This is a genomic window from Methylomonas sp. HYX-M1, from assembly GCF_040741385.1.
In the GTDB taxonomy this organism is placed as follows: domain Bacteria; phylum Pseudomonadota; class Gammaproteobacteria; order Methylococcales; family Methylomonadaceae; genus Methylomonas; species Methylomonas rhizoryzae.
In genome coordinates this window covers 588,393-613,696 of sequence record NZ_CP160405.1, presented here as the reverse complement: position 1 = coordinate 613,696, position 25,304 = coordinate 588,393, and the positions used below count along the sequence as shown (strand labels likewise).

Sequence of the window (25,304 nt, the reverse complement as noted above, 5' to 3'; positions counted from 1 at the left end):
CTGAATAACCCCGGAATTCTTATCGCAGCATAATATCAGGCCAACCTCGTTGACTGCCCCCTATAGCAAACTAACAGACAGCTTAAAGGAAATCACATAATGCCCTACCGCATCGGCATCATATCCGACACCCACGGCTTGCTGCGACCGGAAGCGCTGGCGGCGTTACAGGGCTGCGAACGGATTTTACATGCCGGCGATATCGGCAAACCTGAGGTGCTGCAACAGCTGGGCGAATTGGCGCCGGTCACGGCGGTGCGAGGCAATAACGATAAGGGCTGCTGGGCTAAGGAGTTACCGCTCAGCATCAACCTTACAGTAGGGCAAGTCGGCATTTACCTGATCCACGATCTGGCCGAACTCACCATCGACCCGGCGTCAACCGGAATAAACATCGTCGTTTCCGGCCATTCGCACAAGCCGGCGATAATCGAGCGAAGCGGCGTGTCGTATCTGAACCCCGGCAGCGCCGGGCCTCGCCGCTTTAAGTTGCCGGCAACCGTGGCTGAGCTGACGATCAACGCCAACTCACTGGACATGCGGATAGTCAAATTAGCAATGAACCCCAAGAAAAGCTAATTGCCTACCGGCGCAGCAAACGCATCGGAAACCAGCGCGCCAACATTGCTGCCAGTCAAAGCCATCAGGAATGCTACCAAATCCGCTACTTCCGCATCGCTCAAGCCTAGAGGCTTGATGAGCGGCGATAAGTTTTCGTTGGGTTGGCCGCCTCGATTATAAAACTGCACCACGTCAGCCAAGGTCGACAACGAACCATTGTGCATATACGGCGCGCTTAAAGCCACGTTGCGCAGCGTAGGCGTCTTATAAGCCCAGCGGTCGGTCGGATTTTGGCTGACTTCGTAGTAACCCAGGTCGTTGGCTTTACCGGTATTCAAACCTTGCAAATTCTCGCTGTCGACATCGACGAACACGCCAGGTGCCAGCTGAAGCCGTTGCTTGCCGACTTCTTTAAGCATTACGTCGGCGTAGCCTATGCCGGTATTATGGCGCAGTTGATCAGTAAATAGTGCGCTGTGTTTCTGTATAGCATGGCAACTGCTGCAACCAGCTTTACCGGTAAACAATCTAAAACCGCGCAGCGCGGGCGGGGACAATGCCGATTTATCCTTGCCGAAATACCAACGGTCGAAAGGCGAATCGGCGGAATTCAGCGTAGCTTGATAACTGGCTAGGGCTTTACCTACCGTTTCCATGCTAGGTCCTTGTTTAAAGGCTTTTTCGAACCAGTCTTTATAATCCGGACTATCTTTCAGCTTGTCGATCAGATAACCGATAGACGGATTAGCCATTTCGTTATACGCTAAAAGCGGTCCCCATACTTGCTGCTCCAGACGGTTTTCCCTACCGTCATGAAACAACAACCGGGCGTAAGCAACGTTGTACAGCGACGGCGTATTGCGACGCACGCTACGGCCTTCGATGCCGACTGCGGTGGCCATTTCATTGCTGCTGAAACCTTGCTCAGGCACATGGCACATGGCGCAAGAAAAAGTATTATTCAGCGACAAACGTCTATCGAAAAATAATTTTCTGCCTAACGCGATCGTGGCGTTATCGATCAATTCAGTATAAGCCACCGGTAATTTAGGCAATCCTAAAGGCGGTTTGCGAGCGAAATCTATCAATTTGGCAGGCAACCCTCGGCGCTGCGCCAAAGCCAGCGAGTGAGTACGGTAATCGCTATCTTGGTAATGTTGCCTGTCGTCGCCGGCCCGGTACAAGACCTCCGAACTGCTGTTATTTTCGCCGGTGGCTCTAGACTCGACAGTCAACAGTGTTTCGACGTCGTTGATGACGGTATCGGCGTGCAAAAAGTCGGTGCTGTAAATATTGCGGATATCTTTGTTTTTATCGATTAAATAGACCCTAAGCAAATGCGAATAGGTGCCGGTGAATTTGCCGTCCGCATCGTAAATTTTCTGCAGATTTTGCCGATAGGCTTGCAAAACCGGCTGCAGAGTTTGCTCATCACGAGCGGTTAGGAACTGCCAATCGAAATCACCGGTTTTAAAGCCTTCGCCGTAACGGCGCATCGTTTCCGGCGTATCGTGTTGCGGATTGAAGCTTAAGGTCAGCAAACGCAACTGCTTAGCCAGTTCCGGCCGTTTTTGCAATTGCCGGCTGATTTTATGCAAGACCTGGGTGGCCAACGGGCAACCGTTCACGTCACTACAGCTGGCGTAAATAAAGCTAAGCAACACCAGTTTGTCACCCATTAAATCGTATAAGCGCACGGACTTAGCCTCGCTGGTCAACACCTCACCATCGGCGGCGGGCTCGATGACCGGTAAGCGATAACTCCCCGGAGTCGCCGGCATGTAGCTCAACGCGGTATATCCGGGCGCCAATACGTTTTCCGGTTGCACCGCAGCAATTGACTGGGTACTTAGCGCCAGCAGCACGACAAGAACAAGCGATTTCATAGCGTAACCAAGGTAGTGTTGACTACCCGTTTGACTGGCGGTTGCGTAAAAATTCCGCGGTTAAATAGAGGGCGGCGATGGATCTGGCCTCACTGCATTCGCCGCTAGCCATTAAGGCATCGATTTTGTTGATATTCCAAGGCACTACTTCCAGCTCTTCCGGCTCGTCGCCGTCCAACTTCTGCGGAAACAATTGTTCGGCGACAATGATATCGATCATGTGCTCCAAGTAAGCAGGCGCCAACGAAACGGTATGTAAATGGTGCAGTTTATTTGCAGCGTAACCGACTTCTTCTTGCAATTCACGGTTGGCGGCGGCGAATCGGTCTTCGCCGGCATCGATTTTACCTTTTGGCAAACCCAGCTCATATCGATGCAAACCGGCGGCGTATTCTCTCACCAACAATACGGTATCCGTGCTAAGCATTGGAACGATAAGCACCGCGCCGTTACCGCCGCTCCTAGCCAATCTTTCGTAACGTCGGGTCTGCCCGCTACCAAACTCGAGCTCCAAGGCTTCTATCCGGAACTGACGAGTTTCGGCAATCACGGCCTGCGAATGGATGATCGGCATTTTTTTGGTCATGGCTTTCAGCGACTGGATCGACAACTAAGCTGCAATCCTAGCAGAAGCAGCACAGAATTGACTGCCGCATCAAAAAACCCTGATAAAAACGCTAGACAGGGAACAACTCGAGATTAACGGTGCATATTATGCTTGTCATCAAGGCCCGCGATTTAGGAAAATACAAATGGCAAATTTGGACATGCCGATAAGAAAGACCACACAGTTACTCGCAGCTAGACCGTGTACTGCGGCGGGTCAAGGAAAAAAGTCAGACGGCTTGCGTTTCTGCAGTCATCATCCGGATGGCATCCAACAAACGCGACACCAATTTGCGGCTCACCCATGCTTCGCCACGCATCAATACATCAACCAACTTCGGGAGATAGAGCGGCAACTGGTACAGGTCCAGATAACCCTTTGCCCCAACCAACAAACACTGCACGACGCTCTCATCACTCAAACTCTGCCCGACGACTACGATGCTTGCGTTCGGAGCACTATCCAGCAGCATTTGCAAATAATCCGGAGTCTCCATGCCGCGCACGGCGTGATTCACCAATATCAAGGCCGGCTGCATCGATTCGACGACATGCAAGGCTTTAACTTCGTCGGTACAACATTCGGCTTCATACCCGGCGGCTAGACAACAATCCGCCATGGCCGTACTTTGATCAACAGTAATGATTTTCATGAATTAAGCGACTATCCAAGCAACGACTGATTAAACCGGACCTTTGTGAAAAATTACAATAATCGCCGAACCGCAGGCGAAACCGGCGAGGGAGAATCAAACCACATCACTTGATAAATATCTACTGGCCTGGAAGGTAGTAGCACTTATTCGCTACTCGTGATTCTTGTCGCCAAGCTCCACAAATCCATGCATGCCTCGTTTAGATTCAGCCTGTAACCAAGCTTTCAAGTATTGTAGTTCTTCGGTAGATTGCAAGCCGTCCAAACTGCTTTTATTTCTAAGCAAGCGGAAGGCTTTAGAGAGTATTCGGCTCCGCTCGCCGATAATGCCCGCCCGTCTTAATCCGACGGTATTCAAGCGATAATGCTTCGCCGGCCGGCCACCCACCAAGGTGTAAGGAATGACGTCCATATTAATCCCGGTCGTACCCTGCACAATCGCGTAAGAGCCGATTCTGCAGAATTGATGCACAACTACAGCGCCCCCCATGAACACATTGCGCCCCACCTGTACGTGACCGCCTATCGCCACATTGTTTGCAAAAACAGTAGCATCGCCGACCGCGCAATCATGAGCCACGTGACTGTTATTCATAAAATAGCAGCCGGAGCCGATTTTAGTGGCGCCTCCCGGCTTAGTCGCGCGATGAGCGGTAAACCCTTCGCGAAACACGTTGTTGTCGCCGGCCTCCAGCCAAGTATCGGTCGAAGGATCGAAACCGAGATCCTGAGGCAAGCCGCCCAATACGGCGTGAGGATGCAATACGTTACCGCTACCCATTCTGACGCGGCCGTGCACCACGGCATGCGCGCCTATATGGCTGTCGGCACCGACGACAGCCCCGGATTCAACCACCGCAAAAGGGCCTACCCGCACATTGTCGCCTAATACCGCACCTGGCTCTACGTACGCTGTGGGATGAATGAGTTCGGTCATGTTTATCCTCTGGGATGAAATTTTGTATGTAATTCCTTGAGTCGATGCAAGGCTACGTGAGTATAAATTTGCGTGCTAGACAAATCCGCATGCCCTAACAACAATTGCACGACCCGCAAATCGGCGCCGTGATTCAATAGATGGGTCGCGAACGCATGCCGTAGCGTATGCGGCGACAAATCTTTTCCGATTCCGGCTTGCTCGGCATAGCGTTTGATAATATGCCAAAATGCTTGACGTGTCATACCACCCCCTCGCGCCGTGACGAAGAGCGCATCGCTTTGCCGGGTACCTAAGATCGCTTTGCGCGGCCCGGCCAAGTAACGTTCCAGCCATTCCATCGCTTCTTCGCCGGCCGGCACCAGCCGTTCTTTATCGCCTTTACCGCTAATCCTGACACAACCTTGGCGAAAATTGACCTGCTGGAAGCTAATGGTGACTAATTCCGAAACCCGCAAACCGGTCGCATACAGCAATTCCAACATTGCCCGATCTCGAAAACCCAAATTGCTACTGATTTCCGGCGCTTGCAGCAGCAACTCGACCTCGGCCTCAGACAAGGAGCCGGGAAGCAAACGACTGAGACGGGGCGCGGCAATTAACTGAGTAGGATCGCTGACTATACTATTCTCACGCAATAAATAAGCATAAAAACGGCGCAGACTGGATAGCATGCGCGCTGCCGAGCGGTCACTTTGTCCTTGCCGCTGACGTTCCGACAGAAATTCAGAAATATCCCCAGGGACGACTTCGTACAACGCTTTAGCTTTCAACCAATTATCGAAGAGCGTTAAATCGCTGCCATAAGCCGCTTGAGTATTTTCGCTAAGGCCGAATTCCAACCATAACGCGCTTAAAAATGCTTCGATGATCTGCGCAGATCCGCTCATGTTTCAGCCAACTCGAGATTTGGAAAAGACGCGAACCTAGACATTGTTCGCCTTGAACACTCGTTCGGAGTTTTTGCTGCGACGCCTGATTCCACCCGCCGGCATTTCAGCTTTCGGTAGCAACGTAACGAACAAGCTTGCGCCCAGTCCATAGCTTATAAGCATAAAAAAGGCAGCTTTCGCTGCCTTTTCGAAATACTGCTGTGTCAACAACAGTTGAAAAATTGTCTTAAGACAATTTTTCCTTGATACGCGCCGCTTTACCGGTCAAATCGCGCAAATAGTACAATTTGGCACGACGAACATCGCCGCGGCGCTTAACCTCGATACCACCCACGGTAGGACTGTGGGTTTGGAATACCCTTTCGACGCCGACGCCATGGGAAATTTTTCTCACGGTGAAAGCGGAATTCAATCCGCGGTTACGTTTGGCGATCACAATGCCTTCGAATGCCTGCAATCTTTCGCGGTTACCTTCTTTTACCCGAACTTGCACAACGACGGTATCGCCGGGCCCGAATTCAGGCAGATCTTGCTTCATCTGCGCCGTTTCTAATTCTTGAATAATTTTACTCATTACCACACCCTAAATGTTCAATTTCAAATTTAAATTCAGTCAGCAAAGCCAGCTGCTCTGCAGTCAGTTCCAATTTTTCCAGCAACTCCGGCCGTCGTTGCCACGTGCGCCCCAAGGACTGCTTCATACGCCATCGATTAATTTGCGCGTGATTCCCACTCAGCAACACCTCGGGCACCTTGCCTAATTCGCTGGCTTCAGGCCTGGTGAAATGAGGGAAATCCAACAAACCGTTATAATGAGAGTCCTGCCTGGCTGATTCTTCATCGCCCAACACCCCCGGCAGCAGGCGACTCACCGCATCGATAACGATCAGAGCCGCTAATTCTCCACCGCTGATCACGTAATCACCTAAGGACCATTCTTCATCGCAACAATGGTCTAAAAACCGCTCGTCGATTCCTTCGTAACGCCCTGCTACCAGAATTAATTGATCGAAACCGCAAGCATCCAGCAACAAGCCCTGAGTAATGGGCTGTCCCTGCGGACTCAAATACACAACCTTTCGCTTAACCTCACCTTTAGAGTAGCCGGCTTTCGCCGCGGCTACCGCCTCCATCAAAGGCTGGTATTTCATAACCATGCCCGGACCGCCCCCATAGGGCCGGTCGTCGACCGTCTGGTATTTGTCGTAGGTGTAATCGCGTGGATTCCAAACCGACAAACCAATTAAGCCGGATTCGATTGCTTTACCGGTTACACCATATCCGGCAGCACCCCGAACCATGTCCGGAAATATACTGATCACATCGAAGCGCATGACGGTTCAAAAATCGGGATCCCAATCGACCAGCATAGAGCCGGCTGACAAATCGATATTCAACACCGTATGCTGTTGAATAAACGGAATTAAACGTTCCACTTCAGCATCCAATACCACCAACACGTCGTTTGCACCGGTCTCGAGCAAATGATCTACCCGGCCCAAATATACACCTTGAGTATTCGTCACATTTAGGCCGACTAAATCCGACCAGTAATATTCGCCCGGTTTGGGCTTAGGTAACTGGCGCTTCAATATCAATATTTCGGCACCGATCCACGCCAATGCAGCATCTCGATCGGATAAACCATCCAGTCTTGCTACGACGTTCCCACCGTGCAATTGTCCGCTTAATACCTCAACTTGCTCGACCTGCTGATTTTTCCGCAAATACCAAGGTGAATATTTCAGAATATTTTCCCGCGGCTCGGTATGCGAAAAAACTTTCACATATCCCTTAATTCCGAAGACGCCGGAAATCGTGCCGGCGTGCAAATATTCGCTATCCAGCAAGCTAATTAAGCGGCAACTTTACGAGCGTCTTTGATCAATTTTGCAACGCGATCAGAAGGCTGGGCGCCGTTCGCTTGCCAATAGGCAACGCGTTCGACGTCCAAGACTAAACGCTGCTCGCCGCCACGCGCCAAGGGATTAAAAAAACCCAATCGCTCGATGTAACGACCGTCGCGACTACTTCTGCTATCGGTAACGACTACGTGATAAAAAGGACGATTTTTTGCGCCCCCTCTGGACAAACGAATGCTTACCATTTACTTACCTTCAAGTATTGAAACAGGATTTAATCGGATTATTTTACGCGATTTTTTTCAGAAGTGAAGCATAAATCGTTCCTTCACATGCGCATACCGCGCATATTGCCCTTTAAACCGCGCATCATGTTGGCAATATTGCCCTTGCTGAATTTCTTCATCATCTTTTCCATCATTTGATGCTGCTTGAGTACGCGGTTAACGGCCTGCAAATCCAACCCGCAACCTTTGGCGATACGCTCCTTGCGACTGCCTTTAATCAGCTCAGGAAATTTGCGTTCTTGCAGCGTCATGGAGTTGATGACCGCAATTTGTCTGGCCAGATCTTTGTCGTTGACTTTTTCCTTAACTTCCTTGGGTACGTTGTTCATGCCGGGCAATTTATCCATCATGGCACCTATACCGCCCATGCTCTGCATTTGCTCCAATTGCTCTTTCAAATCGTTCAAATCGAAGCTTTTGCCTTTTTGAATCTTCTTCGCCAGCTGTTCAGCTTTCTTTTTATCGACTTTACTTTCTATGTCCTCGATCAAGGACAACATGTCACCCATGCCTAAAATCCGGGAAGCCAGACGATCCGGATAAAACGGCTCCAAGGCATCGGTTTTCTCACCCATGCCGATAAACTTAATCGGCTTGCCGGTAATGTGCCGGATGGATAATGCCGCACCGCCCCGCGCATCACCGTCGGCCTTGGTCAATACGACGCCGGTCAACGGCAAGGCATCGTGAAATGCCTTTGCAGTATTGGCAGCATCCTGACCGGTCATGCTATCCACGACAAACAGGGTTTCGATAGGATTGATGGCTGCATGCAAAACCTTGATTTCGTCCATCATCTCCGCATCTATGTGCAAGCGCCCGGCTGTATCGACGATCAACACATCGATAAATTGGCGTTTGGCCGCATCCAAAGCCCGGTTGACTATGTCTATAGGATTTTCGGACGCTTCGCTTTCGAAAAAACGCAAACCGACCTCGTTCGCCAACGTTTCCAACTGCTTGATCGCAGCCGGCCGGTACACGTCCACACTGACGACCCCGACTTTTTTCTTTTTCTTTTCCTTTAAATGCCGGCCCAACTTAGCAACGGTCGTGGTCTTACCGGCACCTTGCAAGCCCGCCATCAACACTACCGCCGGCGGCTGAGTACGCAAACTCAATTCTTCGTTGGCGGAACCCATCACTTTAATCAGTTCCGCCTGCACGATCTTGATCATCGCCTGCCCAGGAGACAGGCTAGTTTGTACTTCCTGGCCCAACGCGCGTTCCGTGACTTGTTCGATAAACTCGGTCACGACCGGTAGCGCCACGTCGGCTTCCAACAAAGCCATACGCACTTCGCGCATCGTGTCTTTGATGTTTGCTTCGGTCAATCGACCTTGGCCTTTTAATTTTTTTAATGTGCCGCTTAGGCGATCGGTTAAGTTATCAAACATATCTGCGTCTTCATAAAACTGATAAAGGGCCCGGCTAGTGCTAACGCGGAGTTAGAACAATCCGACCGCATAGTTTAACATAAGCCTTTGGCAACGCTTTTCGATTTCCCGAAAACCCATATGAGCAGCATAGTCATCGGCATTTCGTCGATTATCGGTTATTTGATAGCCTCGTCTTCGACTATCGGCGAGCTGATCAGCCGCCGCGAAAACCACAAAATGTCCGGCCGATTCGCCTGGCTCGGCGCGGTTTTACACGCCCTGTATCTAATCGGATTATTTCAACAACAAAATGGCTTCAATTTTGGATTTTTCAACGCAGCCGTGCTGGTTGCGTTTTTCATTGTGCTGATACTGCAAATTGCGGCTTTCGATAAGCCTGTTGAAAAATTAGGCATCGCCGTATTTCCTATCGCGGCACTCGCCTTGGGCTTGGATATGGCATTCCCGCCGCAAAGCCACCATTTCGCGGCGCAAAATTGGCGGATGAGCTTGCATATTTTGTCGTCCATCGTAGCCTTCAGCTTGCTGAATATCGCTGCGCTACAAGCCATCTTGCTGGCGATTCAAGATCAACAGCTGCGCAGCCACAAACCCAAGCGCATGATTATGGCCCTGCCCCCCTTGCAGGCCATGGAAACCCTGTTGTTTCAGATGATCGCTTCCGGACTGTTTTTTCTGACGGCCTCGTTAACTACCGGCTTCCTGTTTATCGAAGATGTGTTTGCTCAACATCTCGTGCATAAAACCGTGTTGTCCATCATCGCTTGGGTTATCTTTTCCGGGTTGTTGGCGGGACGGGTACGTTATGGATGGCGGGGTAGCACCGCCATCCAGTGGACGTTGATCGGATTTGTCTTGTTATTGCTGGCCTATTTCGGCAGCAAAATGGTGTTGGAGCTGATTCTGAAAAAGCCTTGAACAGCGCGCATCAAGCGTGCACATCAATACCGCCGGCCGGCGCCACATTGCCTGCATTCTCGATCAACTTAACCGCCGCCTCGCCTTGCATTTGCTGCACGTCTTGGGCCTTTTTTACCATTGTGACTTCTAAAGTTTGCTTGGCGCCGGCTTCTTTCATCAAAGCTGTCATTAACCCCGGCGCACTGCCACCCGATACTGAATCGACCATAATCGCCTCCATAAAGCGTGATAACGTCGCAGCCTTTATCGGCCGGCAAACGCAAAGCTTTAACTATCCGGCTTGTTTAAGCGCTTGCAATTGCCGCTGCAAATTACCGACAACCTCCAAACCCGGCTTATTTTTCAAAAGGTAGTCCAGCATCAGCTCCGCTCCGTCGTACAAACGGCATTCCATATACAACGTTGCCAATTTGATCTGTACCGGCGTATCGTCCGGAAATTGACGGATATAATCGTTATAGGCATCGATAGCCCCTATCACATCGTCGTGTAACCGGCGAATTTCCGCATAATGCGGCAAATAAATCGGGTTGAGACCGGACAAACAGCGTAAAGCCAAATCGGAGGTAGCGGCGTCTTCCTTATCGATAGCGATAGCGGCAATCCGACTCAACGCTTCCTCCAGCAACAACTCTCCGGCATCGACTATTTTTTGGTAAGCCTCAAGCGCCTCATCGGCATTCGCTTGCAATTCGGCCAAGTAAGCGGTGATCAACCAGCGGTAAACCTCGACCGACGACGCTTGTTCGTGTTTATTCAAAGCGGACTGTAAATCCTGCAATTCCGCCATTTTTTGATGCTTGAACAACAGCGCCGCACGCTGCTTTACCGTGGCCAAATTGCTATAGCTCTTGGCCCTAGCAAAATGCCGGGTCTGTTTGTTTTCAATGACTTGTTCGAATTCGCTAAGCAGCTCCGCGGCAGCCTGCCGGTCCTGAGCCGACAAGACTTGGGTTACGAAAGGCGTACACCAACGCCGAATCCGGCCGAAACTTCGCTCTTGCCGATAGTGTTCGCACAACCATCGAAGATCCGGCACTTGCACTAACTCGGCCTCCCTGACCGCTATGCGCCGTAGCGATTGATCCAGCAATTGCGCGAGTTTATTAGCGCCCTCCAAATAGGCGTCGTAATATACGTTGCCCAAGCGCTTGGCTTCCTCCGCACTCCACTCCTCGTCGACGAAGGGTTTGGCTAATTTGATGAATCGGCGAATGCCGAAACGCTTGACCAACTTGCTGAACTGCCGGTATTCGCGCTTGAACTTTTTCTCTATCCTGTCCAAATTTTGTTTGTCTTTGTAATGGACAATCACGCCGGACACATCGTACATCTGATCGTTAATCCGCCGGGCGTTTTCCGCCAGCTTGGCGATAGCCTGAATTTGAAATTGCGCGCGTTTGAGCTCTTGTTTCGCCGCGCGAAAGTAATGGTCGTCGTCTTCCACGCCGGACAATCCGGCAGCCACCATACTCGGCGCATCTACCGGCTCGTCCGGCAAAACGATGGCGGACAGGGGTAAAAAGTCCACATGTTCGACCTTTGCCGCAGCGCCGGACGCGTTGATCAGCCGGCAACCGAATCCCGTCAAACGCTTGGCTTGCACACTCAACGAACGGATGGCCTGAGCAAAGTCGCAGCTGGTAGGCGCCAAAAAACCGGCGTTGGTTTCGACTTGCAAGGACGTCAAATTGAATCGCGGTCCCGCCAGCTGTTCGTCGCTGCCTTTCGCATGCGTAAAGCCTTCTCGGGTAAAACACAAATCCACCCCGGCCAGCACGATTTGCCGAGCCCCCATGTCGTAAGCGACATTCAAAGCGGTATTGGTCACGGTCGGCCCGGCACTGCCCAAGTTCGCTACGTTCAACGGCGAAGACCAAGGGAAACGCTCGCCTAAATAAAACACATTGCCCAGCCACTGACTCAACAACGAGGGGACGGTATGATAGGAACAAATGAAAGTCACTTTGTCACTGAACCTCAGCATTTCTTTGCTAATGTCGAAGCTCAGTTCGGTAGGGTCTACCGAAAAAACGAAATCGGGCTCGATTTCAGCGGCAAGCAATTGCCGCGCTATACGCGACACGGCAAACACTACCAAACGCCGGCGATTGGCCTTTACCCAAGGCAGCGCTTCGTCTAGCGACGGTCCACCGGCAAGCACCGCGACGGTCTGGTGTTTGAACAGGTTTTTCAGCAAAATCGCCGGACGCCGGTTATCGGCAACGTTGTCCAGCTGGCGGGTAATGAAGGCTTCCATACCCAACTCAACGCTGTTTTGCCAATGCAATTGCGACAGCGTCTCGGTTAAATGCCAACTCAGTTCGGCATATTTCAAGATGAAATCATCCTGGGCGCAAACGGCGTTGAAGGAACGGACGGCCTCTATGTAGAAATAATCGGTAATTTTGAAGCGGGCGATGGCGTCGCCCCAATGCACCAAGTCCACGCAGACGATGCGCTCGTCCAAATCGGCCAACATACCGTGGCTTTGCAGCGCAGGCAGCACCTCGTCCGGCTCGACGAAAATATAACGCGCCCCTTTGGGTACGCCCCGGTTCTGCACGTAACGCGGCAACAAACCGGAATCGGTACCGACGATGATATTGAGCGAATCTTCCTTGAACAGCGTTTCCGAAAACTTGGCATCGAACAAGGCTTCGGCCCCGGTTCGATCGAAGGCATGCCGGTTCAGGTTGAAAAAAAAACGCTCTCCGAACCGATTAACGCTAACTGGCCCTAAGCCCTGGTCTTCAATCCAATTGTTTTCATCCATCGCATACCTACTTTCCGAAGCTTACCGCAACAGTTGCAGCACGCCTTGAGTCACTTGATTCGCTTGCGCCAGCATTGCCGTTCCCGCTTGTTGCAAAATTTGCGCTTTACTGAGGTTCGCCGTTTCCACCGCAAAATCCGCGTCGATAATCCTGGAGCGCGCAGCGCTTTGGTTTTCGATCGAAGATTGCAAGTTGGCAATAGTAGTCACGAAGCGATTTTGTATCGCCCCCAGTTTAGACCTAAAAATATCGACCCGCTCGACGGCTACGTCTATCCGGCTGATGGCCGAACGCACCCTAATCGAGGTAGCATTGGAACCGATACTGTAACTGTTTCCGAACAACACGTTCAAGCCGCTGATCGAAAGCAAATTACTGACCGTAACCGACACTTGGTTATCGGTACCGGCATTCGCGCCGACTTGAAAATTTGCACCTTTCAAACTGCCTGCCAAGATTTTTTTGCCGTTGAATTCGGTATTTTGAATAATCCGCTTCAATTCCTGGCCGAGTTGTTTGAATTCGGTTTGCAATTTCTGCCGGTCGCTGGAACTGACCGCCGCCGTGTTAGCCGCTTGCACCGCAAGATCGCGCATGCGTTGCAAGGTATCGGTAATATTGCCCATGCCGGCCTCGGCGTTTTGCGCCATCGAGATACCGTCGTTGGCGTTGCGCATCGCGACCGTCATGCCGCGAATCTGCGAGGTCATCCTGTCGGCTATGGCCAAACCGGCCGCGTCGTCTTTAGCGCTATTCACTCTCAAACCGGACGACAACCGTTCCATCGAAGTTTGCAGACCGTCGTTGGTCCGGCTCAAAAACTTCTGGCTTGTCAGCGAAGCGATGTTGGTATTTATGACCATTGATGATGGCATGATCGTTCTCCTGCAAATTCTTAAATGGATCAGGCATGATTGCCGTTACCCAATGAATTCACTTTCCGTGCCAAACTAATAAAACTTATTTTTAATTCAGTCTATTACATGAAAAACATGTCAATAATGCGCCAAAATTTCCGCACCTTATCATTCGATGGGCTGCGAAATTTTGCCGCCCCAAGCGTAAACTTGCCGCTCAATAGCCCGGCGCTGCCATTTTTTTGACGAACCCGCAACGACTGACCTATCGTTACACGCCAATAGCGGCCGTTACCGAACTAAATCACTAACCCAGACCCATAGCTTTCGCCCCCAATGCGTCCAGACATTCGGCTCTTAATCATCGTACCCGCCCGTAGCGGCTCCAAAGGCATAGCGGATAAAAACGTCAAGCCATTGGCCGGCAAACCGTTGCTGCAATGGACGGCAGAGGCCGTGTTGGCCGGCGATTTGTCCGACACCTTGGCAATCCTGTCTACCGACAGTAGCGATTATGCCGAATTAGGTCGGCGGCTCGGCTTACGAGTCCCCTATCTCAGGCCGGCGCAACACGCCGGAGACGACGCATCGGCTATGCAAGTCATACGACATGCCTTGGAATGGTTTGACTCCGAACACGGCTACTTACCCGAGCTTACCATGTGGCTACAGCCCACTTCGCCGTTTCGTCCGCCGTCTATACTTCGCCAAGCGGTCGAATTAGTCGACGCCGTCGGTGCGGATTCGGTAATCGGCTGCAAGGAAATCCACCGCGATTTAACCACGCTATTTCGCCGGGAACAGGGCTTCCTGCAGGCATTAGACACACGACGCCCCACTCAGACCAGCCGGCAGCAAAGCTCACCGCTACTAACCCCGAACGGCGCCATGTATTTGTGCAAATCCGCCTATTTAACGGAACACGGCTCGTTTTATCCGCCGCGCGCCGCGCCGCTGATCATGAACGCCGTGCAAAGCTTGGATATCGATACGGCCGAAGATTGGGCCATCGCAGAGGCTTACGTTAAGCAAGGTTTGGTATGAAAAAGGTATTAGTGACCGGCGCCGACGGCTTCATCGGCTCGCATTTAACCGAGATGTTGGCGGCCAAAGGTTATAGGGTGCGCGCCTTGGCGCACTACAATTCATTCAACAACTGGGGCTGGCTGGACGACACGACGTGTAAAAACGATATCGAAATCGTCTGCGGCGACGTGCGCGATGCGCACTTTTGCCGAGTAATCTGCCGGGATGTCGACACTGTTTTCCATCTGGCCGCGCTGATTGCCATTCCTTATTCCTACCAAGCACCGGACAGCTACGTCGATACCAACATCCGCGGCACCTTAAACCTGTGCCAAGCCGCACGCGACGCCGGAATAGCCCGTTTGGTGCATACCTCGACCTCGGAAGTGTACGGCAGCGCGCAATACGTACCGATAGACGAAAAACACCCGTTGCAACCGCAATCGCCTTACAGCGCCTCTAAAATCGGCGCCGACGCGATGGCCATGAGTTTTTTCCACGCCTTCGGCTTGCCGGTCACCGTCGCCCGGCCGTTCAATACCTACGGGCCGAGACAATCGGCGCGCGCCGTCATTCCTACCATCATCACCCAGATAGCCGCCGGCAAAAAGCAGATCCACCTCGGCGACCTTACCCCGACCCGCGATTTCAACTACGTGGAAGATACCTGCCGGGGATTTATTGCCGTGGCCGAATCCGCGCAAACCGTAGGCGAGATCGTCAACATCGGCTCCAATTTCGAAATTTCGATCGGCGACACGCTGAATCTGATCAAACACCTCATGCAAAGCGACGTGGAGTTCCTCACCGACCAGCAACGCTTGCGTCCCGCCGCCTCGGAAGTAAACCGCTTATGTTGCGACAACCGTAAAATCAATGCCTTAACCGGTTTTATTCCACAAGTCGGCTTAGAACAAGGCTTGAACCGCACCATCGCCTGGTTCTGCGACCCGGATAATCTGCGCAAGTACAAAACGGACATTTACAATGTTTGAAAGCTTTGTCCGGCTGGTCCGGGAAATTTACCATAGCGATCAGTTCATACCCTTGCACGCGCCGCACTTCGCCGGCAACGAAAAACGTTATTTAGATAAGGTCATCGATAGCACTTTCGTCTCCAGCGTCGGCCCTTACGTCGGCGAGTTCGAACAACAAATTGCCACGTACTGCGGTAGCTCGCATGCCATCGCCACGGTTAACGGCACCGCGGCTTTGCATATCGCCTTATTGCTGGCCGGCGTGCGGCCCGGCGACGAGGTGCTGACCCAAGCCGTCACGTTTGTCGCCACCTGCAATGCCATACACTATTGCGGCGCAGAACCGGTCTTTCTCGATATCGCAGCCGAGACCTTGGGTTTATCCGCCGCCTCGCTCGACGCTTTTTTGGCGCAGTACGCCGAACGCCGCGCAGGCGGCATCTACAACCGACGGAGCGGCCGGCGTATCGCCGCCTGTTTACCGATGCATAGCCTCGGCCATCCGTGCGAGATGCCGGCGTTAACCGAGATTTGCCGGGAATACGACTTACCTATGGTGGAAGACGCGGCCGAAGCGCTGGGCAGCCGGCTGCAAGGCCGCCACTGTGGCACCTTCGGCTTGCTGGGCGTGTTGAGTTTTAACGGTAACAAGATCATTACCACCGGCGGCGGCGGCATGATTTTGACCGACGACGCCGAATTGGCCGCCAAAGCCAAGCACTTGACTACTACCGCCAAACTGCCGCATCCCTGGAAGTTCGAACACGATCAAATAGGCTACAACTACCGCATGCCGAATCTGAACGCCGCGCTGGGTCTGGCGCAACTGGAGCAATTGCCGCACTTCATCGCCGCCAAGCGCACGCTCGCCGCCCGCTATGCGGCATGGGCAGCCGAAACCGGCGCGACTTTTTTCCCGGAACCCGCCGGAGCCAGCGCCAACTATTGGCTAAACGCCTTGCTGCTGAACGACTTGGCGCAACGCGACGCATTTTTGACATACACCAATGCATGCGATGTGATGACCCGCCCGTTGTGGGAACTGATGTCCGACCTACCCATGTTTCGTCATTGCCAAACCGATGGCTTGGCCAACTCGCGTCGGCTGTCGGCACGTCTGGTCAATATACCGAGCAGCGTGGCAAGCTAATGGCCATTCCGCGCAAACTCTGCGTCATCACCGGCTCCCGCGCCGAGTACGGCCTGCTTTATTGGCTATTGCGGGAAATAGTGGACGACCCGGATTTGCAACTGCAACTGGTCGCCACCGGCATGCACTTGTCGCCGGAATTCGGATTGACCTGGCAGCAAATTGCCGCCGACGGTTTTCCCATCAACCGCAAAGTGGAAATGCTGCTGTCGTCCGATACCCCGGTCGGTATCGCCAAAGCGCTAGGTTTGGGCGTGATCGGCTTTGCCGATGCCTTGGCCGATTTACAACCGGACATGCTGGTCGTGCTGGGCGACCGCTTCGAAATTTTTGCAGCCGCACAAGCCGCTCTAAATTTGCGCATCCCCATTGCCCACATCCACGGCGGCGAACTCACGGAAGGCGCAGTGGACGATGCGATCCGCCACTCCTTGACCAAACTATCGCATCTACACTTCACTGCCGCCGAAGCCTACCGGCAGCGGGTGATACAGCTCGGCGAACAACCCGAGCGGGTATTCAACGTCGGCGCCCTCGGCTTGGATAACATCCGCCGGCTGAGGCTACTGAGCCGGCGCGAATTGGAGCAAAGCCTGGATTTCAAGCTGGGCGAGCGCAACTTATTGGTCACTTTCCACCCGACCACCCTAGAATGCGACAGCGCCGGCGAACAGTTCGCGCAGTTGCTGGAGGCCTTGGATCGTTTCGAAGACGCGCATATCGTGTTCACTCACAGCAACGCCGACGCCGACGGACGCGTGATCGGCAAAATGATAAACACTTACCGCGAACACCATCCGCAGCGGGTGACGGCCTTCGTCTCGCTGGGGTCTCTGCGCTATTTGTCACTGCTGCGCGAAGTCGACGCCGTAGTCGGCAATTCCTCCAGCGGCCTGTTGGAAGCGCCCGCCCTGCAAACACCGACCGTGAACATCGGCGAGCGCCAGCGCGGCCGCTTATGCGCGGCCAGCGTGATCAACTGCCCCCCGCAAGCCGACGCCATCGCCGGCGCACTACGGCACGTCTACTCCGAAACCCGGTCTTGGAATTCGGAAATTCCCCATCCCTACGGAAACGGCGATAGCGCTGTACAAATCAAACGGATTCTTAAAGACACTCCGCTCGAGTCCATTCTAATGAAACGCTTTTTCGACCTTCCGCCAAGCGCGCTACAAAAACAGGAGGCGCCAGTTTGTTAAACGGCGTGTAAGTTTTTCAGTAGTCGGCAATGCGAACGCAAAAATCAAAATCCTGTTAGGCCGATTGAACTTTTAAGCCGGTAACGGGAATTCACTGCAGAGTATCTCTGCATACTGATCAGGTGTGGAAATACTCGTTTTCCGGCTTGTCCGGCCGGCCCAGATGACGTCACGCTCCGCCGGCTTTAAAAATACTGTCTCAGGAGGATTTCGATGAAAACTATGAAAACAATTTTTTCGCAAGTTGTATGGTTTACGCTCTGGATGTGCCCGTTGCTGTTTGCATCCGAGTCTACGCGGGCCGCCACCGTGAACGACCCGTTAGGGGATTACGTTGCCGGCTATATCGGTAGCACCCTCGGAGATTTGGACGTTGCCGCGGCTTCGGTTAGCTACGATCCGAATACCGACGTATTTCGTTTCGAAGCTAGTTTTGCGGCAGCGGTCGGTAGCTCTGCAGGCGGCATTTATGTACTAGGTTTCGATCGCGGTGCCGGTACGGCACGGTTTGCTGGGAATGGTTTGTCCGATATCGTATTCGATTCGGTCGTGGTGTTGACCGGTAGCGCAAGCGGTACGGTAACAGTCCTGACCCCGGCAACGGCGTCTACCTCTTTAGCCGCGGGCACGGTAGTTATCGACGGCAATCAGTTGACGGCGACTATCGACGGTTCACTATTGCCTAGCCAAGGTTTGGATAAAACCGCTTACACGTGGAATTTATGGCCGCGCGACAGTAGTTTACCGGCCGGTTTCGGACAAATATCCGATTTCGCTCCCGATACTACCAATGCGGCAGTGCAGGTGGTACCGCTACCCGGCGCCCTGTACTTGTTTGCGGCCGGCTTGGGTGTCCTGTTGCGTAGGGCAGGTCGTACCGATTTGAACGCCGAACGCGTCAGCGCTGTTAGTTGATTGACCATGCGGAGGTGCGGCCGGCTTAGCCGGTCGCACCTTTTTGTTTTTACTATGAAAGTCATGGCAGGAGCGACGCATAGCCGCGATTCGTAAGGCCATCATCGCGACTATGCGTCGCTCCTACCAAACTACCTTCCATTTGCCTGGGCGATTGCCGTTTTGCGTAATACCCGGTTGCAGCCGATTTTCTTGAAAGACCTTCTCCCTGATGTCATGGCGCCATATCATAAAGACCGGAAAAAAAATATGACTATTGGGTAGTTTGTGAATTACTTCTCGGCTGATATGCTGTGCGCGTAGTCGGCTTAGCTTGGCTGGTATGGTCGTAAATCGACTAAAGCATCTGATTCCATAAGGAAAATTCGTCGCCGAGTTTAAGTAAACATACGTCATTCATTTCAAATGCCATAGATGAATGACTTAGTTTTACTTCATTTAGAAGCTCATGGCGAATTGTGTTGATTGGGAGGGGAATATGAAATCCGTAACAAATGCGCTGGCGTGCATATTGAGTCTTACCGTTTCGGGAATGGCTGTGGCGTCGGACGATCCTTTAATGGACAAACTGAATAGCGTCGGTCCAGGCCAATGGGTCAAGTTGAACACAAACAGTTTTCAATCGGTATGGCCGGCTACGGCGTTGATTCCGTGGCCGCCCAATACGGTTTCCGGGTCGCCGAAAAAGGTATTGCAAGCCTGGAGTTCTATGGCTTGGGACAGCAACCGGCGGGCGATGATTTTCTGGGGCGGCGGACACGCCAACTATGCCGGCAACGAGGTGTATCTGTGGCGGGCGGACGATTTGATGTGGGCGCGCGGCTCGTTGCCTAGCGATGTTAGGCTGGTACCCGGCACTACGACGGTGTTCGAAGCTGTGGACGGTGTAGAAAATGCACCCACCAGTTCGCATACCTACGACAACAACGTGTTTGCCCCCGTGGCGGATAGATTCGTCAATTTTGGCGGAGCCGCTTTCAATACCGGTTGGCGCTTCGAAAAAGATTATCCGGCCAGAACGCCGACCGGTCCTTATTTTTGGAATCCGGACTTGGCCGACCCGAATAAAGTGGGCGGCACCACGGGCTCAAACGTCATCAGTGCGGCTTATCCCAGCATCGAGGGCGGCAACATGTGGCAAAACCGCGACAACGCGCCCATAGCCTCATTTGTCGAAGGCGCTTCCGCCTATAGAGAAGAAGGCGGCAAGGACGTCATCTACATCCAAAGCTTTACCACGAGTTCCGGTTTGTTCCGATACACGATTAACGACCCTGCCGACCCGGCGCAAGATACTTGGAGTCTGATCGGCATCAAAAATCTTTACGTCAGCGGTCAAGGCGCGGCCGGATTGGATTTGGAAAACAATCTGTTCGTAAGGGCCGGCGGAACCGGATTCACCCTTTGGGAACTGGATAAAGCCTCTCCGACCAATAAAAGCCAAAAACCCCAAGTGGTTTATAACACCCCGGGCATGGCAAAAATTGCGACTTATGGAATGGACTACGACACCGCGCGGAAAAAGTTCTTCTTATGGAACGGTTATGGCGATGTCTGGTCCGCCAGCATCACCAGCCCGTCGCGGGTAACCCTGGACAAAGTGCCGGTCGGCAATTCGGTCGGAGCCCCGAGCTATGGCCCGGGAACGGGTATCCTCGGTAAATGGAAATATATCGATCAATACGACATATTTATTGGCGTGCATAACGAAAACGCCGGTGAAGTTTGGGCTTACAAACCCGATCACTGGATATTCGACGGTCCGACTTTGATGACGAATAGTTTGAGCAACGGCGCCCGCAGCTTGGCCTATTCTCAAGCGCTGGAAACGATAGGCTACGGTAATTTAACTTTTGCATTGGCAGGCGGTGCGCTTCCCGACGGCTTATCGCTGAATACCGAGACCGGGGTAATTTCCGGTATCCCGACAGCGGCGGGCGGCTCGACGTTTACGGTGAGCGCAACAGACCAAAACAGCTTATCAACCAGCAAAGACTACACCCTAAACATCCTGGAACCCGGCACGTCGGACGTATTGCTGGCCGAGCCGTTTGACGGCAGTTGGGGTTTGGTCGATTGGACGGTAGTGAACGAAGGCACCTATTTAGCGCCGTCGATTTGGACGATAGAAAACGGCGAGTTGCTGCAAAAAAGCGATATTTATTCCACGCCGACTACAGCTACCGCCTTGGATAAAAAAGGCACCTTCCTGCGCTATGGCCCGGGTTCGAGTTGGACCAACTATCAAGCCAGTTTCACCATGCGTTCCGGAGACGACGACGACATAGGCGTGATGTTCCGTTATAAAGACGCGAATAATTACTACCGGTTTTCCTGGGATAAGGAACGAGCGTATAGACGCTTGATCAAAAAGGTCGGCGGCGTAGTCACGGTGCTGCAAGCCGACGCAGTCCCATACGTACAAGGCCGGACTTATCAGATGAAAGCGGTTGCTAACGGAAGTACTTTGGAAGTCTGGATAGACGGTAAAAAGGTATTCAGCGTCGTGGATACCGCGCATGCCTTCGGCTCTATCGCCTTTTACACCTGGTACAACAAACCCAGCGCCTTCGATAATTTGTTAGTCGAAGGTATCAACTGATTCTGCGTTTATCTGCGACTTAGTCTTGCCTGGTAAAGTGCCGACAGGTAGCGCCGAGAGGCCTACCTGCCGGTTACTGCTGGTTCAGTCGGATTTATGCAGGGTGTCACAAGATTGATCGATACCGTGGGTATCGATGTCACACACCGATTCCAGCCACATCGCATTAATGATGCCGAATGCCGCGGCAAAGCCGACACCAAGTATCCAAGTAAAGTACCACATCGCTTGTCTCCTCAATAAAGTGTATGGCTGTCTTCTAAAACAGTGGATTCGGTCACGCTGCCCCAGATGATTTTGTAAACCCAGCGGGTATAAAGCAGCACGATGGGCAGAAATATCACGGTAATCCAGAAGGTCAGAGACAGCGTGGCGTAGCTGGAACTGGCGTCCCACAGCGTCAGGCTGGAGCCGGGATCGGTGCTGGAGATCAGCAGAAACGGAAACAAACCGAAACCCACGGTCAAGGCGATGCCGGTTATGCCCAAACTGCTGGCCCAAAATGCGGCCATGCGCGATCGACCTTTGCCGAGTAACCAGGCCAGGCTAAACCCGCCGAAGCCGGCAAGCGGCGCCAGTAACATCCAAGGATGCCCGGTAAAATGCGCCCACCAGCCGGTACCGTTTGCGATCACGGTTTTATGCAAAGGGTTGGATGGCGCGGCGGTACCGGCCATGGCGGTCAGCTCCGGGCGATCGATGCCGGCGAAGGTCCAAAAAGTGATGACGGCCAGCACGGCGAGCAGAGCGGGACCCAAGATTGAGATAGCCTTGATCGAGCGGGCGTGGACCACGCCTTCGCTCCGCCACTTTAAAAACAGCGCGCCGTGAAAGCTGGTAAGCAGCACGCCGCCGACACCGCACAGCAAAGCAAACGGGCTTAACAAGGCCCAAAACGAGCCGTCGTAGAAAGCCCGTAAATCGCGGTCTAAGTGGAACGGCAAGCCTAGAAGCAAGTTACCGACCAATACGCCTAACAGCAACGGCGGTAGCGTGCCGCCGAGAAACAGCGCCCAATCCCAGGCGCTGCGCCAGCGGGTATCTTCCAGTTTGCTGCGGTAATCGAAGCCGACCGGGCGAAAAAATAGCGAAAACAAGACCAGCAGCATGGCGACATACAGGCCGGAGAACAAGGTGGCATATACCGGAGGCCAGATCGCGAAAATGGCGCCGCCCAGCAGAATCAGCCACACCTGGTTCCCTTCCCAGGTCGCGCCGACCGTGTTGAGGATGATGCGCCGTTCCACGTCGGTTTTGCCGACGAAGGGCAACAAGGTGCCGGTGCCGAAATCAAATCCTTCGGTAATCGCAAAGGCGATGCCGACGACGCCGATGAATAACCACCAGATCAAACGTAGCGTTTCGTAATCGAACATGACTTACTCCTGGTTATGCGGATGGTGCTTGCCAGCGTGTTTATGCTGCATGTGCTGGCAATGCGGCGGTTTGCCGTCGGTCGCGTGGCGGGCGTGATCGCGTAGTTGAGCGTTGAAATAGCGATGGATTGCATCCACCAAGCCCGGATCTTCGGCACTGTATTCGATTTCCGCACCGTTGGAGAGCTCGCGGTAATTGAATTGAATGCGCGAGTGACTAGCGGCCAGTTCGGCCAGTCCGGGCATGGTGTCGCCGTGCACCTGGCGCTGTCGGGAAAAGTCGCCCTGCTTGAAGCGCATGTTCAGCTCCGCCAAATGCCGGCGGATCAGGCCGATTTGAGTTTGGTCGCTAGGATTATTGGCGATCACTTGCTGGATGCCGCCGTGCGGGGTTTTCTCGAAAATATGCAAAGTCTTTTCCAGAGCGAACGGCATGGCGTGGCGGCCGCGTTCGGCGACTTCGTCCAGGCGGGCCGAGCTAGCGGGCGTGTCAGCATTTGCGGGTAGCGACGCCGCGCATACCGCGGCAAGCAAAAAGCTGGTAATTGAATAGCGCATGTCGGCCTCCTCAGTGTGCGGTTGCGGTTTGTTCGAAGAAATAGCGCCCTGTGTGCAAGCTGCTCGGCCCTAAGCGCACATACTTGAACATCAAAAACAATTCGATGATCAACAGCGTGGTATAGAACAAAGCGAAGCCGCCGATGCTGAACCACAACTGGTCGGCGCTGACGCTGGAAACGCTCAGTTGCGTGGGTAACACGCCGGAGATGGTCCATGGCTGGCGCCCGACTTCGGCGACGAACCAGCCGGTTTCCGCGGCGATCCACGGCAGCGGGATACACCATACCGCCATTCGCATCAGCCAGCGTTTCTGGTCGGCGACCCGGGTTGCGCAGTAGTAGAAGCTCATGCCGAAGATAAACAGCATGGTAAAGCCGCACGCCACCATGATGCGGAAGGTCCAAAACAGCGGAGCCACTTTGGGGATGGTGTCGTTGGCCGCTTTGGCTATGGTGGCGGCGTCGGCATCCACTACGTTGTCGGTGTATTTTTTCAGCAGCAAGCCGTAGCCTAGGTCCGCCTTGTGGGTTTCAAAGGCCTGTTTGGTGTGATCGCTATCATCGCCCGCGCGCAGTTTTTGCAGCTCGCCGTAGGCTAGCATGCCGCTTTTGACCCGGTTTTCGCTTTCATTGCGCAGTTCCTTTAAACCTTTGACTTCTTCGTCTATCGAGCGGGTGGCGATCAGGCCTAACACGTAGGGGATCTTAACGGCGTAATCGGTGCGTTCTTGCTGTTGATTCGGCAAACCGAAGGCGGTGAAACTGGCCGGAGCGGGTTCGGTTTCCCATTCGGCTTCGATGGCGGCCAATTTGATTTTCTGAGTTTCGCCTTCGGTATAACCGCTTTCGTCGCCTAATACGATGACCGATAAAATCGATGCCAGACCGAAGGCGGAAGCGATCGAAAACGAGCGGCGGGCGAAGCCGATGTCGCGCTTGTTCAACAAATACCAGGAGCTGATGCCGAGCACGAACATCGAGCCGGTGACATAACCCGCGGCTACGGTATGCACGAATTTGACTTGGGCGACCGGGTTAAAGAACACGTCGGCGAAGCTGGTCATTTCCATACGCAGCGTTTCGTAATTGAACTCGGCACCCACCGGATATTGCATCCAGCCGTTGGCAATCAGAATCCACAATGCCGACAAACTGGTACCGACCGCCAGCAACCATGTCACGACCAGGTGCTGCACCTTGCTGAGTTTGTCCCAGCCGAAGAAAAACAGGCCGACGAAAGTGGATTCCAAAAAGAACGCCATCCAACCCTCGCTAGCCAGCAAGGGTCCGAAGATGTCGCCGACATAATGCGAGTAATACGCCCAGTTGGTACCGAATTGAAATTCCAGGGTGATGCCGGTGGTCACCCCCATGGCAAAATTGATTCCGAACAGTTTGCCCCAGAATTTGGTCATGTCCTTATAGACTTCCTTGCCGGTCATCACGTACACCGATTCCATGATGCCGAGGATAAACGTCATCCCCAAGGTTAGCGGGACGAATAAAAAGTGGTACATCGCTGTGAGTCCGAATTGCATGCGGGACAGCATGACGACATCATCACCGAACATGGCGGTTCTCCTTATTTTCTAAGTTGAGTGGCGGGGGAGGGAGCGCTAATGGTCGCTTGATCCTTAGGGGCAAAATGCCGGGTTATATCGATTTGTTGTAAGGGTTGGCCCAACCAGCGAAACAGCAGAAACCATAGGCCGATCAATAAGAGGATTTTCAGCGACAACGCCACGCCGATTTCCCAGGCAAAACGATTGGGCGGCAGCTGGCTTTTTATGGGGCGATTCGGCAAGGGTGTTCTCCGGTTTGGGTGTGATCGAAGCGGATTGACGCTGGAAAGCATTG

General features: G+C 53.1%; 26 protein-coding genes. 8 read left to right on the top strand and 18 right to left on the bottom strand.

Features of this window, described 5'->3' with window-relative positions:
- Window positions 1-99: 99 nt before the first annotated feature.
- Window positions 100-579 (top strand): metallophosphoesterase family protein, encoded by a 480-nt coding sequence (locus AB0A83_RS02865; RefSeq protein WP_150046546.1) that lies wholly within the window; start codon window positions 100-102, stop codon window positions 577-579.
- On the opposite strand, the gene AB0A83_RS02860 is transcribed toward AB0A83_RS02865, so the two are convergent.
- From AB0A83_RS02860 to ffh, 10 genes are all read right to left on the bottom strand, one after another.
- The gene (locus AB0A83_RS02860; protein ID WP_367155363.1) at window positions 576-2,447 is read right to left on the bottom strand and encodes a cytochrome c peroxidase; all 1,872 of its coding nucleotides are present in this window, start codon (window positions 2,445-2,447) and stop codon (window positions 576-578) included. The genes AB0A83_RS02865 and AB0A83_RS02860 overlap by 4 nt on opposite strands.
- A gap of 22 nt (window positions 2,448-2,469) precedes the next feature.
- Window positions 2,470-3,033 (bottom strand): ADP compounds hydrolase NudE, encoded by a 564-nt coding sequence (nudE, locus tag AB0A83_RS02855; protein ID WP_150046542.1) that lies wholly within the window; start codon window positions 3,031-3,033, stop codon window positions 2,470-2,472.
- 250 nt (window positions 3,034-3,283) lie between these two features.
- Window positions 3,284-3,706: a hypothetical protein gene (locus tag AB0A83_RS02850; protein WP_367155362.1), complete on the bottom strand. Its 423-nt coding sequence runs from the start codon at window positions 3,704-3,706 to the stop codon at window positions 3,284-3,286.
- A 153-nt stretch (window positions 3,707-3,859) separates the two neighbouring features.
- A complete protein-coding gene (gene lpxA / locus AB0A83_RS02845; protein ID WP_150046539.1) occupies window positions 3,860-4,645 on the bottom strand; it encodes an acyl-ACP--UDP-N-acetylglucosamine O-acyltransferase in 786 nt (261 codons plus the stop codon).
- A 2-nt stretch (window positions 4,646-4,647) separates the two neighbouring features.
- Window positions 4,648-5,535, bottom strand: a complete 888-nt coding sequence (gene xerD, locus AB0A83_RS02840; RefSeq protein WP_150046537.1) for a site-specific tyrosine recombinase XerD — start codon at window positions 5,533-5,535, stop codon at window positions 4,648-4,650.
- 229 nt (window positions 5,536-5,764) lie between these two features.
- Window positions 5,765-6,112 carry a 50S ribosomal protein L19 gene (gene rplS / locus AB0A83_RS02835; RefSeq protein WP_150046535.1) on the bottom strand — a complete coding sequence of 116 codons (348 nt, stop codon included), beginning with the start codon at window positions 6,110-6,112 and terminating at the stop codon, window positions 5,765-5,767.
- The gene (gene trmD, locus AB0A83_RS02830; RefSeq protein ID WP_367155361.1) at window positions 6,105-6,872 is read right to left on the bottom strand and encodes a tRNA (guanosine(37)-N1)-methyltransferase TrmD; all 768 of its coding nucleotides are present in this window, start codon (window positions 6,870-6,872) and stop codon (window positions 6,105-6,107) included. Before trmD ends, rplS begins: the two co-directional genes overlap by 8 nt.
- A gap of 6 nt (window positions 6,873-6,878) precedes the next feature.
- The gene (gene rimM, locus AB0A83_RS02825) at window positions 6,879-7,388 is read right to left on the bottom strand and encodes a ribosome maturation factor RimM (protein ID WP_150046532.1); all 510 of its coding nucleotides are present in this window, start codon (window positions 7,386-7,388) and stop codon (window positions 6,879-6,881) included.
- 5 nt (window positions 7,389-7,393) lie between these two features.
- Window positions 7,394-7,645, bottom strand: a complete 252-nt coding sequence (gene rpsP, locus AB0A83_RS02820) for a 30S ribosomal protein S16 (RefSeq protein ID WP_150046530.1) — start codon at window positions 7,643-7,645, stop codon at window positions 7,394-7,396.
- Between the two features lie 83 nt (window positions 7,646-7,728).
- Complete coding sequence (gene ffh / locus AB0A83_RS02815) at window positions 7,729-9,084, bottom strand: signal recognition particle protein (protein ID WP_150046528.1); 1,356 nt, start codon at window positions 9,082-9,084, stop codon at window positions 7,729-7,731.
- A gap of 120 nt (window positions 9,085-9,204) precedes the next feature.
- Here ffh and AB0A83_RS02810 point away from each other — a divergent pair, with 120 nt between their 5' ends.
- Window positions 9,205-10,005: an inner membrane protein YpjD gene (locus tag AB0A83_RS02810; protein WP_367155360.1), complete on the top strand. Its 801-nt coding sequence runs from the start codon at window positions 9,205-9,207 to the stop codon at window positions 10,003-10,005.
- Between the two features lie 10 nt (window positions 10,006-10,015).
- Here AB0A83_RS02810 and AB0A83_RS02805 read toward each other — a convergent pair whose 3' ends face one another.
- The 3 genes from AB0A83_RS02805 to AB0A83_RS02795 all read right to left on the bottom strand — a co-directional run bounded on the left by AB0A83_RS02805 (window position 10,016) and on the right by AB0A83_RS02795 (window position 13,660).
- Entirely contained in the window at window positions 10,016-10,216 is a 201-nt protein-coding gene (locus AB0A83_RS02805) for a hypothetical protein (protein WP_150046524.1), read from the bottom strand.
- A 63-nt stretch (window positions 10,217-10,279) separates the two neighbouring features.
- On the bottom strand, window positions 10,280-12,784 hold the full coding sequence (locus tag AB0A83_RS02800; protein ID WP_367155359.1) for a 6-hydroxymethylpterin diphosphokinase MptE-like protein: 2,505 nt from the start codon (window positions 12,782-12,784) through the stop codon (window positions 10,280-10,282).
- Window positions 12,785-12,805: 21 nt separating this feature from the next.
- On the bottom strand, window positions 12,806-13,660 hold the full coding sequence (locus tag AB0A83_RS02795) for a flagellin (protein WP_190303229.1): 855 nt from the start codon (window positions 13,658-13,660) through the stop codon (window positions 12,806-12,808).
- 318 nt (window positions 13,661-13,978) lie between these two features.
- Here AB0A83_RS02795 and AB0A83_RS02790 point away from each other — a divergent pair, with 318 nt between their 5' ends.
- The 6 genes from AB0A83_RS02790 to AB0A83_RS02765 all read left to right on the top strand — a co-directional run bounded on the left by AB0A83_RS02790 (window position 13,979) and on the right by AB0A83_RS02765 (window position 21,511).
- Complete coding sequence (locus tag AB0A83_RS02790; protein WP_150046520.1) at window positions 13,979-14,686, top strand: acylneuraminate cytidylyltransferase family protein; 708 nt, start codon at window positions 13,979-13,981, stop codon at window positions 14,684-14,686.
- Entirely contained in the window at window positions 14,683-15,663 is a 981-nt protein-coding gene (locus AB0A83_RS02785) for an NAD-dependent 4,6-dehydratase LegB (RefSeq protein ID WP_150046519.1), read from the top strand. Before AB0A83_RS02790 ends, AB0A83_RS02785 begins: the two co-directional genes overlap by 4 nt.
- On the top strand, window positions 15,656-16,795 hold the full coding sequence (locus tag AB0A83_RS02780) for a LegC family aminotransferase (RefSeq protein WP_367155358.1): 1,140 nt from the start codon (window positions 15,656-15,658) through the stop codon (window positions 16,793-16,795). The genes AB0A83_RS02785 and AB0A83_RS02780 overlap by 8 nt, the downstream gene beginning before the upstream one ends.
- Window positions 16,795-17,994, top strand: a complete 1,200-nt coding sequence (gene neuC, locus AB0A83_RS02775; protein ID WP_367155356.1) for a UDP-N-acetylglucosamine 2-epimerase — start codon at window positions 16,795-16,797, stop codon at window positions 17,992-17,994. Before AB0A83_RS02780 ends, neuC begins: the two co-directional genes overlap by 1 nt.
- Before the next feature lie 222 nt (window positions 17,995-18,216).
- Entirely contained in the window at window positions 18,217-18,909 is a 693-nt protein-coding gene (locus tag AB0A83_RS02770) for a hypothetical protein (RefSeq protein WP_232056756.1), read from the top strand.
- A 478-nt stretch (window positions 18,910-19,387) separates the two neighbouring features.
- Window positions 19,388-21,511, top strand: a complete 2,124-nt coding sequence (locus AB0A83_RS02765) for a putative Ig domain-containing protein (protein WP_367155355.1) — start codon at window positions 19,388-19,390, stop codon at window positions 21,509-21,511.
- Window positions 21,512-21,595: 84 nt separating this feature from the next.
- Here the strand turns inward: AB0A83_RS02765 and cydX are convergent, their stop codons facing one another.
- Genes cydX through AB0A83_RS02740 form a run of 5 tightly spaced genes read right to left on the bottom strand, consistent with a single transcriptional unit; the run spans window position 21,596 to window position 25,251 of the window.
- Window positions 21,596-21,736 carry a cytochrome bd-I oxidase subunit CydX gene (cydX, locus tag AB0A83_RS02760; RefSeq protein WP_150046510.1) on the bottom strand — a complete coding sequence of 47 codons (141 nt, stop codon included), beginning with the start codon at window positions 21,734-21,736 and terminating at the stop codon, window positions 21,596-21,598.
- 11 nt (window positions 21,737-21,747) lie between these two features.
- Window positions 21,748-22,887, bottom strand: coding sequence for a cytochrome d ubiquinol oxidase subunit II (gene cydB, locus AB0A83_RS02755; RefSeq protein WP_367155353.1), 1,140 nt, complete (start codon window positions 22,885-22,887; stop codon window positions 21,748-21,750).
- Between the two features lie 3 nt (window positions 22,888-22,890).
- Window positions 22,891-23,445 carry an aspartate carbamoyltransferase gene (locus tag AB0A83_RS02750; protein ID WP_367155351.1) on the bottom strand — a complete coding sequence of 185 codons (555 nt, stop codon included), beginning with the start codon at window positions 23,443-23,445 and terminating at the stop codon, window positions 22,891-22,893.
- A 10-nt stretch (window positions 23,446-23,455) separates the two neighbouring features.
- Window positions 23,456-25,018 carry a cytochrome ubiquinol oxidase subunit I gene (locus tag AB0A83_RS02745; RefSeq protein WP_367155349.1) on the bottom strand — a complete coding sequence of 521 codons (1,563 nt, stop codon included), beginning with the start codon at window positions 25,016-25,018 and terminating at the stop codon, window positions 23,456-23,458.
- 11 nt (window positions 25,019-25,029) lie between these two features.
- Window positions 25,030-25,251 carry a hypothetical protein gene (locus AB0A83_RS02740; protein ID WP_150046504.1) on the bottom strand — a complete coding sequence of 74 codons (222 nt, stop codon included), beginning with the start codon at window positions 25,249-25,251 and terminating at the stop codon, window positions 25,030-25,032.
- Window positions 25,252-25,304 lie beyond the last annotated feature (53 nt).